A 14,293-nucleotide genomic window follows, 5' to 3' on the forward strand; every position below is an offset into this window, starting at 1 on the left:
ACGTGGAAGACATATTACTCTGCCCGGCGGCGCTGACGCTTGCACGGGCCTACACGAAAAGTAGGCCGGGTAAGCGCCAGCGCCACCCGGCATTCTGTTAATGTAAATGCGTCCCCGCCACGTAAGCCGCCACAGGATCAACCCGCTGCCAGAACTGCTGCTCAGGCGTGCTGCCAGAAAGTGGATATCCCGCAGGCAAAGCCGTTTTCTGCAAAAGCTCACGCCGTTTGGCCGCAGAAAGATGAGGCAACGCGCTCTCAAGCAACACTTCGGCACCCGGCGGAACCGTTAACCCGCTCTTAGCGGCGTCCCGCTTTGGCAAATCCCATGTCAGGGTATAACGATAGAATTCACGCATATCCGGGTCGTGCCAGGGATCTTCTTTCGCATCGGAACGTGCGCATTCAGCCAGCGGCATACCACACTCTTTTTCCAGCGCGGATCGAAGCTGATCCCGCGCCTCGTTAAACAGGCGGCGATAGTTGGGATCGTTCAGATAGTGCGTCACATTGCTCAGGGCCACCATTCGCGAGCCCATAATGTCCAAAGGATAATGCACGCCAAGCACGACGCGTGAGTAGCCGTAGCGCGCTCCGCGAACCATCAGCGCCTCGTAGCGTTCGGGCAGCATTTGCGCCAGCAGCGTCGCATCCGTTACGCCGGTATTGGTATGTCCGCTGGGAAATGAGCCCCCCTCTGCGCTATACGGATGCAAATCTTTGACGACCGTGTTATCCGGCACCAGATAAATGCCGCTGCCCTGCACCAGGAAAGGCCGCTCATAGCGAAAATATTTTTTGGCCGCCCCGGTGCTGACTTCGCTGGCTTTGATAAGCGCCGCCGCTTTACTGAGTTCACCTTTGCCATAAGCCGTCATAAACGCCCTGCCCAGGCGCGGACCCAATGCATCGCTCAGGAACCACAAATAGCTGATCCCTTCAGCGTCCATCAGTGCCTGACGGCGCAGGCTTTCCGTCGCGTCCTGATTGATGATAATCACGGTTTGCAGGCTGGCTTTCAGCGTGTTCTCCGGCAGATCGCTGAAGCCGGAAAGCAGTTGAATTCCCTGCTTTTGCAAAGCGGCAGTCTGGAAGTCATAGCCGCTGGCCTTAAGCCAGGCGGTATCAGCCTGAGTGGACGACTGCGTGGCTTTCTCCAGATTGTCACGCGTCAGCGTCGGAGCAGTGCCCTGCAATGATTTTCGCAGCGCCGTCAGCACCTCTTTTTCCAGACTCACATACGCAGACAGTTCAGACGATTGCGACACCCTGTCGGCCACTTCCGCCGAACCGGGAATCGACATCTCTTTCGCCATACCGGGCGAGCTCATCAACAACACGGAAACAAAAAAGGCCAGACGATGATTCATGTTGAGTCCTGTCTTAAGTAGCCATTACGCACGATGCCCCTCATAGTGTTGGTCGATTCTGGCATCCTTGCCAGCCTGTCGTGAGGCTTCAGCGGTAATCTGCGGCAATCTGCGGTAAACTGTCGGCATCGTTTATTACTTCGGAACACCCGTATCCATGCTCAGTTATCGCCACAGCTTTCACGCCGGCAACCATGCCGACGTCCTCAAACACACCGTTCAGAGCCTGATCATCGAATCACTGAAAGAGAAAGAGAAACCGTTTCTGTATCTCGATACTCATGCGGGCGCCGGGCGTTATCAGCTGAGCGGCGAGCATGCAGAGCGTACCGGTGAATATCTGGAAGGGATCGCACGTATCTGGCAGCAGGATGATTTACCTGCCGAGCTGGAGCCGTACATCAGCGTTGTGCAGCACTTTAACCGCAGCGGCCAGTTACGCTATTACCCAGGTTCCCCGCTGATTGCTCGCCAGCTGCTGCGCGAACAAGACAGCCTGGAGCTGACCGAGCTGCACCCAAGCGATTTCCCGCTGCTGCGTTCTGAGTTCCAGAAAGACGATCGCGCTCGTGTGGCGAAAGGCGATGGCTATCAGCAACTGAAAGCGAAACTGCCACCCCAGTCTCGCCGTGGCCTGATCCTGATTGACCCACCTTACGAAATTAAAACCGACTATCAGGCGGTGGTTTCCGGGATCAGCGAAGGCTACAAGCGTTTCGCCACCGGCACTTACGCGCTGTGGTATCCCGTCGTTCTGCGTGCGCAGATCAAACGCATGATTAAAGAGTTAGAAGCCACCGGCATCCGCCGCATTCTGCAAATTGAGCTGGCCGTTCGTCCGGACAGCGATCAGCGCGGCATGACAGCCTCCGGCATGATCGTCATTAACCCACCGTGGAAGCTCGAACAGCAGATGAACAACGTGCTGCCGTGGCTGCACAAAACGCTGGTTCCAGCCGGCACAGGCCACGCCACCGTCAGTTGGATCGTGCCTGAGTAATCGCAATCATCGGTGGAACCTATGGATTCCAGGTATACAATCGCGGCAATCAACGATTAAGGAAGACCCTATGACTAAGCATTATGACTACATCGCTATCGGCGGCGGCAGCGGCGGCATCGCCTCCATCAACCGCGCGGCCATGTATGGCCAGAAGTGTGCGCTGATTGAAGCCAAAGAGCTGGGCGGCACCTGCGTCAACGTGGGCTGCGTGCCGAAAAAAGTGATGTGGCATGCCGCGCAGATCCGCGAGGCCATCCATATGTATGGCCCGGACTACGGCTTCGACACCACGATTAACCACTTCGACTGGAACAAGCTGGTTGCCAGCCGCACCGCTTATATCGACCGCATTCACACCTCGTACGACAACGTGCTGGGCAAGAACAATGTCGATGTGATCAAAGGTTTTGCACGCTTTGTTGATGCGAAAACCATCGAAGTGAACGGCGAAACGCTGACAGCAGATCACATTCTGATCGCCACCGGCGGCCGCCCAAGCCACCCGAACATTCCAGGTGTGGAATACGGCATCGACTCTGACGGCTTCTTCGAGCTGCCCGCGCTGCCAGAACGTGTGGCTGTTGTGGGCGCAGGCTACATCGCTGTCGAACTGGCTGGCGTGATTAACGGTCTGGGCGCTGAAACGCACCTGTTCGTGCGCAAACACGCGCCGCTGCGTAGCTTCGATCCAATGATTGTCGAAACGCTGGTAGAAGTGATGGCGGCTGAAGGCCCGACGCTGCACACCAATGCCATTCCAAAAGCAGTCGTGAAAAATGCCGACGGTAGCCTGACGCTGGAACTGGAAGACGGTCGCAGCCAGACGGTCGATAGCCTGATTTGGGCGATTGGCCGTGAGCCAGAAACCGACAACTTCAACCTGGCCGCGACCGGGGTGAAAACCAACGACAAAGGCTACATCGTTGTCGATAAGTTCCAGAACACCAGCGTGCCGGGCATCTATGCCGTTGGCGACAACACCGGTGCTGTAGAACTGACTCCGGTTGCCGTTGCGGCTGGCCGTCGCCTCTCTGAACGCCTGTTTAACAACAAGCCGGAAGAGCATCTGGATTACACCAACATCGCGACAGTGGTCTTCAGCCACCCGCCAATCGGCACCGTGGGCCTGACAGAACCCCAAGCGCGTGAGCAGTTCGGTGAGGATGCCGTGAAGGTCTACAAATCGTCCTTCACCGCCATGTACACCGCCGTGACGTCTCACCGTCAGCCGTGTCGCATGAAGCTGGTGTGTGTGGGCCCGGAAGAGAAGATCGTCGGTATCCACGGCATTGGCTTTGGCATGGACGAAATTCTGCAAGGCTTCGCTGTGGCGCTGAAAATGGGCGCAACCAAGAAAGACTTCGACAACACTGTGGCGATCCACCCGACCGCTGCGGAAGAATTTGTCACCATGCGTTAATCCCTAAGGCCCCGTTATCACGGGGCTTTTTTTTCGTTCTTTCCGCGTATCTGGTTTCGCAATTTTAAATTAAACAACCTTTCTTTCTGCCCCGCACAAATTGCACCAAGTCCCTAATTTGAACCAAGAGAAAATAGGCTACATTTTGATGAATAGCGTCCACTATTCTTTGTTTTTCCAGAAGGTCTTAAATCAATGAAAAAATTAATTATTTCTCTGGTCACCGCCGCATTATTGCTGCCCGCACTGACGCTTCCTGCACAGGCGACTTACCGTAGCGACAAACGTCAGGATGCCCGCGATATTCGCCAGGATACGCGTACTCAGGGGCGTGAAGATAAGCGCGAATGCTACGAGCATGATAATAAAAGCAATGCCAGCTGCCGCCATGATAAGCGTGAAAACCGCCGTGATGGCCGTCAGAACGCGCGCGACGAGAAGTGGTAAATTGATTATTCGGGCACGTTACGTTTTAAAAGTGCGTGCCCGATATAATTACTCCAGTTAAAGCTATTCTGCAAAACCACTACCGCGCTTTTATTCGCTTTATCAAATCCGATATAGCTGGAATATCCGCCGATATAGCCTACCTGATACGTAATTTTCTGATCGCCGTAGGTATCAGTAATCCATGCAATATTGGCTGCTTCTTTTTCACGTGGAAAATAATCCGCACTGACGTCGCGGAAAGCTTTATTCAGCACAATATTTCCCGTGTCGCTGAAATGAGCTCTGGCGTATTCAATCAAATCGCGGGCATCACTGTAGAGACTTGCCGCGCCCATCATATTGTTGCTGAACTGCCAGTCCGGCGTTAAAGAACCGCGAGCGATAAATTTTGGCTGATCGCCGGCATGCCCTAATGCGCGTAATGGATAGCTGCGCAGCGTTTCAGGCGTGAAGCTGGAATTTTGCATCTTCAGGGGCTGGAAAATGCGCTGCTCAGCCAGGGATTCGATAGGCTGCCCGGTCTGGACTTTCAGCACATAGCCCAGAATGGCATAGCCGATATTGGAGTAGCGTGGCTCGCGGGTGAGCGGTGCGTTGAAGCTGCTCAGATAGCCCAGCACGCTGTCGTTATCCAGTTCGTGATAGAAGTTCTCACCGTCGCTCAGATAGCGCAACAGATGCTCAAGTGACAGCAAACTCATTGGCTGACGCGGTAAGCCGGAGGTGTGCGTCACCAGTTGCAAAAGCGTAATTTTACGTGCGTCGTCACTGAGCGGCGTGCCCGGTGGCAGCAGCGTTTCCAGCGTATCATCCCAGTGCAGACGCCCTTCATTGACCAGCTGCGTGGTCACTTCCGCCGTAATCCCTTTGCTCAGTGAGCCCTGCGCGAAAAGCGTGTCAGGCGTGATGGGATAGCGATGCTGTTCGTCGGTCACGCCATAGCAATAAAACTTCGGCGGGCCATCTTCGTGGATCACGGCCACCACCATGCCGGAGACCTGTTTGCTCTGCATGTACTCCGTCACCAGTTCGTTGACAGAAAGCGTGCGACCATTTTGCGCCACCTGCTTCACTTCACTGGAAGGCATATTCATTTGTGATAGCGTTCCTGAGCAGCCACAGACAAGCGCAGACGCCATCAGCACAGGGAGTACAAACCCTTTCAAAACTGACCTTCCTGACATAAGAGAGATAAAGTGAGCGGGGGTAAACAGCGCACAAACCATAGCGAGATTCACATTCGGTTGCAAAGTGAAAGCTCCGAAAGTGCAGACCAGCCGGTTTGCCGCTTTTTCAGCGAATTTTTCGTGAATACATCGCATTAGGCCGCAACATCGCCGAAAGGCTTCGCACATTTTTGCGACGAAGTGCACGTTTCACGCCCCACCGATCGAAGCGAATGTCTAAGCTTAGTAGAGCGCCGGAGGAACCCGGCATTTTGTACTGACGTTAGCCGGAGGTGTTTATCACTATGCTCAACCAGAAATTACGTAACCCGGACACCGACGAAGTGCAGGCGCTGGCCGCTGAGCTTTGCTACCAGACGGATCCGTGCGAGCTAAAACTGGATGCCATGACGGAGGTTGAGCCGGAGCCGGAAATGATCGAGGGGATGCCCGCCTCGGATGCCCTCACCCCTGCTGACCGATATCTGGAGCTTTTTGAACGTGTTCAGGCCGCGCGCATTTTTGCCGACAGCAAAACCTTCCCCGACTGTGCGCCAAGAATGGACCCGCTGGATATTCTGATTCGCTTTCGCCAACAGAAACGCCTGCCTGGCTTCAACCTGCGGGCGTTTGTTGAAGAGCATTTCTGGCTGCCGGAAAGTCACGCCAATGAGTACGTCTCTGACCCCGAAAACTCACTCAAAGAACACATTGAAAACCTGTGGCCCATTCTGACGCGTGAACCGCAGGATCATATCCCCTGGTCTTCGCTGCTGGCGCTGCCTCAGGCCTATATCGTGCCCGGCGGGCGTTTCACCGAGACTTATTACTGGGACTCCTACTTCACCATGCTCGGCCTGAAAGAGAGCGGGCGCGAAGATTTGCTCAAGTGCATGGCGGATAATTTCGCGTGGATGATTGAGCGCTACGGCCATATTCCCAACGGCAACCGTACCTACTATCTGAGCCGCTCCCAGCCACCGGTTTTCGCCCTGATGGTTGAGCTTTTTGAGGAAGACGGCGTGCGCGGTGCGAAGCGCTATCTTGACCATCTGAAGATGGAATATGACTTCTGGATGGACGGCTCAGGCACGCTGCTGCCCAATCAGGCGTATCGCCACGTGGTTCGCCTGCCCGATGGCTCGCTGCTGAACCGCTATTGGGATGACCGTGATACGCCGCGCGATGAGTCGTGGCTGGAAGACGTGGAAACGGCTCGCCATTCGGGACGACCGCCCAATGAAGTTTACCGCGACCTGCGCGCCGGGGCAGAATCCGGCTGGGATTACTCCTCTCGCTGGCTGCGGGACACCACCCGCCTGGCCAGTATTCGCACCACGCAGTTTGTACCGATCGATTTGAACGCCTTTATGTTCAAACTGGAAAATACCATCGCCAATCTTTCTGGTCTGAAGGGTGATAAAGAAACCGAAGCCGACTTTCGTCATAAGGCCAGCGAGCGCCGCGCGGCCGTGAACCGTTATTTGTGGGATGACGAACAGGGTTGTTATCGTGATTACGACTGGCGTCGCGAAGCGCTGGGGCTTTTTTCTGCCGCCAGCATGGCCCCGCTTTATGTCGGCATGGCGACGCATGAGCAGGCCGATAAGCTGGACACTGCGGTCAGAACGCGCTTGCTTACGCCCGGCGGTATTCTGTCGACAGAGTACGACAGCGGCGAGCAATGGGATTTCCCTAACGGCTGGGCACCGCTACAGTGGATGGCGATCCAGGGCTTCAAGCTCTATGGCAACGACGCACTCGGCAATGAAATCGCCCGCAGCTGGCTGAAGACCGTCAACCACGTTTATCAGAAGCATCACAAGCTGATTGAGAAGTATCACATCGGTTCCAGCACGCCCCGGCAAGGGGGCGGCGGTGAATATCCGTTGCAGGACGGTTTCGGCTGGACCAACGGCGTGGTGCGCCGCCTGATGGGGCTTTACGGCGAGCCGGACTAGCTTAGCGAATCGCATCGTAAATGGCTGACTGGATCGTCAGCCATTTTTTATTCTGCACATCCGGTGAGGCATCCGCGCGTAATCTGGCCTGTGAAACGTTATAGCGCTGGCGTTCCACCACGGCTGGGGTGGTGCAAAACGCCTGCAGGTAAGATTTTCGCATCGAATTCAGCGACTCCCCGTTCGCCATGGCATGCCCCAATGTATTCATAAAGCGACGGCACGGCTTGGGTTCATCCATTTGCAGGCGATAACGCAGCAACAGTTCGAGCACTTCGTCATAGCGGAAGGATTGGGCCTGCTCTGTCCACGCCAGCTGCCAGGTCATGCCGCCCTGTAAAAAGAGCGTCGTGACGCGCGTATCGTTACGATCGATAGCCGCACGTAAGCTGTTCACATCCCAGGTAATGCCCATGTTCGCCAGCTTTTCACGTGGCGAAGGGATCTCACGCTCCGGAGCATCAATTAGCGCCTGAGTCGTGGGCTGCGCGGCCGATTCTGCCGGTGTGGTGTTGCTGAACATCCACAGCGAAGCGAAAGCCATTACCAGCACCACGACGCCCACCGTTCCCCACAAAATCGTTGAGATGAGCTGCTCACGATCTTCCGGCGTGCTTTTCTCCTGCTTCTTTGGCGGTTCAATGTTGTCGCGAACAGGCAGATGATCGCCGCCCAGCGCCCGATCCTTCGTGCGGGCCTCCTCCCAGAAATGGTGTAACTCATTGCTGTCCACGGCCATAAACGCTGTCGGGTTCACCCGGGTTCGCCCTTGCTCAAAGGCTCGCTGAATCGGTCCTGCGATTTGCTGAACAAAGTTATCCAGCAGGGCGATTTCCGTGGTTGTCAGAGGACGTTGCGCCACCATGGCGTTGCGCATTCCCCGACAATCCTCAAGAAAGGCATGCAGCGTGACGCGCTGTTCAGCAAGAAAAGTCAGGGCTGACGCCGAGTTAAATAAAGGGGAGTAGTGACGAGCAAACGCTTTTTTATCGACCACCAGCGAAGCCAGATCGCTGAACAACATACCGGAGAGAATATCGCCCGCATCGCTGTTCGCCAGCCAGCGCCGTACGCTATCAGCACCAAACTGTAATTTAAGGTGGTTATTGAGTTTCGTGGTGTCCGGCCACGCTTGCGAAATCAACGCTTTAAGCGTCAATGTCAGCGCACGCATTTGCCGCTGCGCCTGCTCCTGGCGCGCATTGCTGTCATCCCCCGCAATGGAGGCAAACTTCAGCAGCGGCTGTTTTTCCCGCACGGCTTCCAGCACCGCCGCAAAGCGCAAAGCCGCAATGAGCTGATTTTCGCTGACCGCCTGACCACGCTCATACACCGGCACGGCCTGCTGTAAGTGGCGTAACTGCACGGTGAAATCACTCAGCTCAGCATCATTAAGATTGAGCTTGCGAGCAACTGCCGCCCAGCCGCCCAGATTCAAACGCGCCTGCTCCAGCTGCTCCAGAAACCAGCGAGGATCTTTCGCTTCAGAGGTATGAACGTTGAGCAACGACAGAATTTCTGTGGCCGCCTGGCGAACCACGCCAAGGCAGTGTTCAAACTGATCGCCGGAGTAGTGCGATGCTGTGTGCATCCATTTTCCTTATTGCAAGGCCGTGTATTTCCCCTGATAAACAACAGGGTTTTATTTTTGTTTTTAGACAGTTACAAAGTAGCTTAGCGCATCTGCGTCAGCGCTAATCCGTCTATAAACCGACAAAATTACCCGGAGTAATTACGATGATAATTCTCACGACCCCGCGCCTGACCTGCACAACGTTGTGCGAAGCGGACTGGCCGTTCTTTTTGTCGTTGTACCAGAACCCTGCGGTGATGCGCTTTGTGATGGATGAACTCAGCGAAACCGATATCCGTGAAGCGTTCGAACCACGGCTTGCCGCCTGGGCACCGGGAGCGGCTCACTGGCTTTGTCTGGTGGTTCGCGAAAAGCAAAGTAACCAGCCGCTGGGGCTGACGGGATTTATCCAGCGGGATGATGAGATAGCCGAGGTTGGATTTCTTTTCACGCCCGCGGCTCAGGGAAAAGGGTATGGTTTTGAGTCGCTTCAGGCGGTGTGTGATTTCGCCTTCACTGAGGGGAAGATCAGGCGTTTGTCGGCAACCGTGACGGTGGGAAATCAGGCATCACGCCGCCTGCTGGAAAAAACAGGTTTTGTGCTGGAAGGCGAGTTGAGAGAAAGCTATCAGCTCGGTGGGCAGTGGCATAATGACTGGTTGTTGGGGTTGCTGCGCAGCGAGTTTCAGCGCTGATTGCCGGGCGGCACGTTGTTTGCCCGGCCTACTCTCCCGGGGTTTGGTAGGCCGGGTAAGGCGTAGCCGCCACCCGGCACTCGCCACCCGGCACACACAAAAAGATTACAGGAACATCCCGCCTGAAACCTCAACGCGCTGCGCATTCATCCAGCCGAGTTCATCACTCAGCAGCGCCGCAATCGCATTGCCGATATCGTCCGGCAGGCCCACGCGACCCAACGCCGTCTGTGCCGCAATATGCTTATTCATCTCAGCGTTATCGCGCACTTGCCCGCCGCCAAAGTCAGTTTCAATCGCGCCCGGGGCAATGATATTCACCGAAATGTTGCGCGCCCCCAGCTCTTTGGCCTGATAGCGCGTCAGGACTTCCATTGCGCCTTTCATCGAGGCATAAGCCGCGAACCCTGGCAGAGCAAAACGCGCCAGACCGGAAGAGACATTCAGGATGCGCCCGCCGTCCTGAATCAGCGGCAGCAGGCGCTGAGTGAGGAAAAACGGGCCTTTGAAGTGGATGTTCATCAGCTCGTCAAAAACGGCTTCCGTGGTCTCGGAAAATGCGCCGTACAAACCAATTCCGGCGTTGTTCACTAAATAATCAAATGTGTCACGCTGCCAGACATGTTTCAGCTGTTGCTGCACTTCTGTTGCGAATCGCTCGAAGCCTGAGACTTCCCCGACATTCAACTGCAATGCCACGGCTTTCACGCCAAGTTGCTCAATTTCGTGCACAACTTTTTGCGCTTCCTGCTGGTTGCTGTTGTAAGTCAGCAGAATATGAATTCCTTTCGCCGCCAGCTTCAGCGCCGCGTTTTTACCCAGGCCACGGCTGCCGCCAGTGATTACAGCAATACGTTGAGACATAACCCACCTCGTTTCCGGTCTGTGAACAGTGAGAAAGAGCTTATTAGCTGCTATAAAATCAATAAAGAGTGCAAATTACGTTTCATTGTTTCAATGAGAACAACAAAAGGCGTTAGCTATGGATAAAATTCACGCAATGCAATTGTTCCTTCGCGTGGCGGAACTGGAGAGTTTTTCCCGCGCCGCCGACACGCTGGGCCTTCCTAAAGGTAGCGTATCGCGCCAGATCCAGGCGCTGGAAAATCTGCTGGGCGCGCGCCTTTTGCATCGCACGACCCGCCGGGTTCAGCTGACTCAGGACGGGATGGTCTATTACGAACGAGCGAAGGATTTGCTCAGCAATCTCGATGAGCTGGACGGCATGTTTCTCCACGATCCCACCAGCATCAGCGGCCGCCTGCGGGTGGATATGCCTGTCGGCGTTGCCCGAAATTTAGTCATCCCTAAGCTGCCTGCGTTTCTTCAGCAGTATCCCGGCATTGAACTGGAGCTGAGCAGCAGCGATCGGCTGGTCGATGTGATTCGCGAAGGTTTCGACTGCGTGGTGCGCGTTGGCACGCTGAAAGATTCCGGCTTAGTGGCTCGTCCGGTCGGTAAACTGACAGTGGTGAACTGCGCCAGCCCGGATTATCTGGAGCGTTTTGGCTACCCGGAAACGCTCGACGATCTCGCCAGTCATGCGCTGATTCATTACGCCGTGAATCTTGGCGTTCGCCCACAGGGGTTTGAGCTGAGCATGGATAACCAGACCCACTGGCTGAAAACCGGAGGGGTGCTGACGGTCAACAGCACCGAAACTTATCACGCCGCTTGCCTTGCCGGACTGGGGATTATTCAGGTGCCGCGCGTGGGAGTGAAGGAAGCGTTGCGCAGCGGAAAACTGGTCGAAATCCTGCCGCAGTATCGCGCAGAACCGATGCCGGTCTCGCTGATTTATCCGCATCGCCGCAATCTTTCCCGCCGCGTTCATCTGTTTATGGAGTGGTTAACGGAAATTTTAAAAAGCTATGTAGATTGATTGTCCTGAGGTTTTGTCAGTTTTCGACGCCTCATCGGCTATAATTTCCGTTATGTTGTAAATATAAGGAATAGCACCCTGATGACGCCGGATAACGACGCAAAACGCCCTACTCAGGATCTGGACTACGATCCCGTCAGGAAAATGGAGACCGGGGAGAAAGCCACTTCGGGAATTAAACAGCGTGCGACAGGCGCGCTGACCAAAGCCACAGGCACCGCGCAGAAGGTGCAGCGCCAGCCGATTATCGCGCATTTGCTCCGCGCGGCGGAACGTTTCAACGACAGGCTAGGTAATCAGTTTGGTGCGGCAATTACCTACTTCTCTTTCCTGTCGATGATCCCCATTCTGATGGTTTCCTTTGCCGCCGGGGGCTTCATTCTGGCCTCACACCCCACGCTGTTGCAGGATATTTTCGACAAGATCCTGATTAATGTCAGTGACCCGACGCTTGCGGCCACGCTGAAAAGCACCATCAACACCGCCGTTCAGCAGCGTACCACCGTCGGAATTGTCGGGTTGCTGGTCGCGCTTTATTCCGGCATCAACTGGATGGGGAATTTGCGCGAAGCCATTCGGGCGCAGTCTCGTGACGTCTGGGAGCGCACGCCGCAGGATCAGGAGAAAATTTGGGTTAAGTATTTCCGCGATCTTGTCTCGCTGATTGGCCTGCTGGTTGCCTTGATTGTCACGCTATCCATTACGTCGGTTGCGGGCTCCGCGCAGCAGATGATCATTTCCGCGCTGTATCTGGATTCTGTCGAGTGGTTAAAACCCGCGTGGCGAGTGATTGGTCTGGCGATTTCCATTTTCGCCAACTACCTGCTGTTCTTCTGGATTTTCTGGCGTCTGCCTCGCCATCGCCCACGTAAAAAGGCGTTAATCCGCGGCACCTTTATCGCGGCAATTGGTTTTGAAGTGATCAAAATCATCATGACCTGGACGCTGCCTGCCCTGGTGAAATCCCCCTCAGGCGCAGCGTTCGGCTCCGTACTCGGCCTGATGGCTTTCTTCTACTTCTTCGCGCGCCTGACCCTGTTCTGCGCGGCGTGGATAGCCACCGCAGAGTACAAAGACGACCCGAGAATGCCGGGCAAAACGCACCGCTAATCCTCTCGCCGGGGAGAAATCTCAGCCCGGCGCACATCCTTAGCAGATAAATCCAGATGGTAACTTTTCTTTAACCAAAAACTGGTTTTATCTGCTAATTATTCATTTATGTGAAGCATTTCATGGTTGCGAATTTCCCGGCCTGAAAATTATCCACTTTTTGTCTTTTTTTCACCCAAGCCGCGCCTTTGTTACACATTGAAATAGGGCTTTTGCTGTGCGTAATATGGCCCTTCGTTCGCCAAAAAATAAGAAAATGCTATGCAAACTGCCACCACAACACTTGATACGCCTCAGGATGCCGCTCCGGCAAACTCACGTAATAAGGTCATCGTCGCCTCGCTGATTGGCACCGCCATCGAGTTTTTCGATTTCTATATTTACGCCACCGCCGCGGTTATCGTCTTCCCGCACATCTTTTTCCCGCAGGGCGATCCTGCTGCTGCCACGCTGCAATCGCTGGCGACTTTCGCCATCGCGTTTGTCGCGCGCCCCATTGGTTCTGCGCTGTTTGGTCACTTCGGCGATCGCGTTGGCCGCAAGGTCACGTTGGTGGCTTCCCTGCTGACCATGGGCATTTCCACCGTGGTGATTGGCCTGCTGCCGGGCTATGAAACTATCGGCATTCTGGCTCCGCTGTTACTGGCGCTGGCGCGCTTTGGCCAGGGTCTCGGTCTGGGCGGTGAATGGGGTGGCGCGGCGCTGCTGGCGACAGAAAATGCTCCGGCGAAAAAACGCGCGCTGTACGGTTCATTCCCGCAGCTCGGCGCACCGATTGGCTTCTTCTTTGCCAACGGTACCTTCCTGCTGCTCTCGTGGCTGCTTACCGACGAGCAGTTCATGAGCTGGGGCTGGCGCGTGCCGTTTATCTTCTCTGCCGTGCTGGTCATTATCGGCCTGTACGTGCGTGTTTCTCTGCATGAAACGCCGGTCTTCGCCAAAGTCGCGGCAGCGAAAAAACAGGTCAAAGTGCCGATGGGCACGCTGCTCAGCAAGCATCTGCGTGTGACCATTCTGGGCACCTTCATCATGCTGGCCACTTACACGCTGTTCTACATCATGACCGTGTACTCAATGACATACAGCACCGCTGCCGTGCCACACGGTCTGGGTTTGCCGCGTAATGAAGTGCTGTGGATGCTGATGATGGCGGTGATTGGCTTCGGGGTGATGGTGCCCATTGCAGGCCTGCTGGCTGACCGTTTTGGCCGTCGTAAGAGCATGATCACCATCACCACGCTGATCATCCTGTTTGGCCTGTTTGTGTTCCAGCCGCTGCTGGGATCAGGCAATCCTGCTCTGATTATGGCGTACCTGCTGCTGGGCCTGAGCCTGATGGGCCTGACCTTCGGCCCGATGGGCGCACTGCTGCCAGAGCTGTTCCCGACAGAAGTTCGCTACACCGGTGCCTCGTTCTCTTATAACGTGTCGTCGATTCTCGGGGCATCCGTGGCACCGTATATCGCGGCATGGCTGACCGGGACGTATGGTCTGGCGTATGTGGGTTACTACCTGGCCTCGATGGCGGCACTGACGCTGATTGCGTTGGTGTTGACGCATGAGACGAAGCATCAGTCTTTGTGAGATTTGAGCTGTCTGCCCCCCCTCTCCCCGGCCCTCTCCCTCAAGGGAGAGGGGGAAAATCAAAGACCGTACCTGCCTTT

Annotated in this window: 12 protein-coding genes; 8 read left to right on the top strand and 4 right to left on the bottom strand. The window is 55.4% G+C overall.

Features of this window, described 5'->3' with window-relative positions:
* Positions 1 to 97: 97 nt before the first annotated feature.
* On the bottom strand, positions 98 to 1,369 hold the full coding sequence (locus ACRCWW_RS20400) for an acid phosphatase (RefSeq protein WP_438684026.1): 1,272 nt from the start codon (positions 1,367 to 1,369) through the stop codon (positions 98 to 100).
* A 157-nt stretch (positions 1,370 to 1,526) separates the two neighbouring features.
* Between ACRCWW_RS20400 and ACRCWW_RS20405 the strand changes: the two genes are divergently transcribed.
* The 3 genes from ACRCWW_RS20405 to ACRCWW_RS20415 all read left to right on the top strand — a co-directional run bounded on the left by ACRCWW_RS20405 (position 1,527) and on the right by ACRCWW_RS20415 (position 4,239).
* Positions 1,527 to 2,369 carry a 23S rRNA (adenine(2030)-N(6))-methyltransferase RlmJ gene (locus tag ACRCWW_RS20405; RefSeq protein WP_438684027.1) on the top strand — a complete coding sequence of 281 codons (843 nt, stop codon included), beginning with the start codon at positions 1,527 to 1,529 and terminating at the stop codon, positions 2,367 to 2,369.
* Positions 2,370 to 2,439: 70 nt separating this feature from the next.
* Complete coding sequence (gene gorA / locus ACRCWW_RS20410; RefSeq protein ID WP_438684028.1) at positions 2,440 to 3,792, top strand: glutathione-disulfide reductase; 1,353 nt, start codon at positions 2,440 to 2,442, stop codon at positions 3,790 to 3,792.
* A gap of 195 nt (positions 3,793 to 3,987) precedes the next feature.
* Complete coding sequence (locus ACRCWW_RS20415) at positions 3,988 to 4,239, top strand: hypothetical protein (RefSeq protein ID WP_438684029.1); 252 nt, start codon at positions 3,988 to 3,990, stop codon at positions 4,237 to 4,239.
* Between the two features lie 5 nt (positions 4,240 to 4,244).
* Here the strand turns inward: ACRCWW_RS20415 and ACRCWW_RS20420 are convergent, their stop codons facing one another.
* Positions 4,245 to 5,336 carry a serine hydrolase domain-containing protein gene (locus ACRCWW_RS20420; protein ID WP_438684030.1) on the bottom strand — a complete coding sequence of 364 codons (1,092 nt, stop codon included), beginning with the start codon at positions 5,334 to 5,336 and terminating at the stop codon, positions 4,245 to 4,247.
* Positions 5,337 to 5,713: 377 nt separating this feature from the next.
* Between ACRCWW_RS20420 and ACRCWW_RS20425 the strand changes: the two genes are divergently transcribed.
* Positions 5,714 to 7,369 carry an alpha,alpha-trehalase gene (locus ACRCWW_RS20425; protein ID WP_438684031.1) on the top strand — a complete coding sequence of 552 codons (1,656 nt, stop codon included), beginning with the start codon at positions 5,714 to 5,716 and terminating at the stop codon, positions 7,367 to 7,369.
* 1 nt (position 7,370) lies between these two features.
* Here the strand turns inward: ACRCWW_RS20425 and ACRCWW_RS20430 are convergent, their stop codons facing one another.
* Positions 7,371 to 8,960 (bottom strand): STY4199 family HEPN domain-containing protein, encoded by a 1,590-nt coding sequence (locus ACRCWW_RS20430; RefSeq protein WP_438684032.1) that lies wholly within the window; start codon positions 8,958 to 8,960, stop codon positions 7,371 to 7,373.
* A gap of 146 nt (positions 8,961 to 9,106) precedes the next feature.
* Between ACRCWW_RS20430 and ACRCWW_RS20435 the strand changes: the two genes are divergently transcribed.
* Positions 9,107 to 9,637, top strand: a complete 531-nt coding sequence (locus tag ACRCWW_RS20435) for a GNAT family N-acetyltransferase (RefSeq protein WP_438684033.1) — start codon at positions 9,107 to 9,109, stop codon at positions 9,635 to 9,637.
* 105 nt (positions 9,638 to 9,742) lie between these two features.
* Here the strand turns inward: ACRCWW_RS20435 and ACRCWW_RS20440 are convergent, their stop codons facing one another.
* Entirely contained in the window at positions 9,743 to 10,501 is a 759-nt protein-coding gene (locus ACRCWW_RS20440) for an SDR family NAD(P)-dependent oxidoreductase (protein ID WP_438684034.1), read from the bottom strand.
* 118 nt (positions 10,502 to 10,619) lie between these two features.
* On the opposite strand from ACRCWW_RS20440, the gene ACRCWW_RS20445 reads away from it, so the two are divergent.
* The 3 genes from ACRCWW_RS20445 (at position 10,620) to ACRCWW_RS20455 (ending at position 14,213) form a co-directional block, all read left to right on the top strand.
* A complete protein-coding gene (locus ACRCWW_RS20445) occupies positions 10,620 to 11,519 on the top strand; it encodes a LysR family transcriptional regulator (RefSeq protein ID WP_404656670.1) in 900 nt (299 codons plus the stop codon).
* Positions 11,520 to 11,663: 144 nt separating this feature from the next.
* Positions 11,664 to 12,629, top strand: a complete 966-nt coding sequence (gene yhjD, locus ACRCWW_RS20450) for an inner membrane protein YhjD (protein ID WP_438684115.1) — start codon at positions 11,664 to 11,666, stop codon at positions 12,627 to 12,629.
* Positions 12,630 to 12,890: 261 nt separating this feature from the next.
* Complete coding sequence (locus tag ACRCWW_RS20455; protein WP_438684035.1) at positions 12,891 to 14,213, top strand: MFS transporter; 1,323 nt, start codon at positions 12,891 to 12,893, stop codon at positions 14,211 to 14,213.
* Positions 14,214 to 14,293: the final 80 nt, after the last annotated feature.

The organism is Scandinavium sp. (assembly GCF_051650185.1).
In the GTDB taxonomy this organism is placed as follows: Bacteria; Pseudomonadota; Gammaproteobacteria; order Enterobacterales; family Enterobacteriaceae; genus Scandinavium.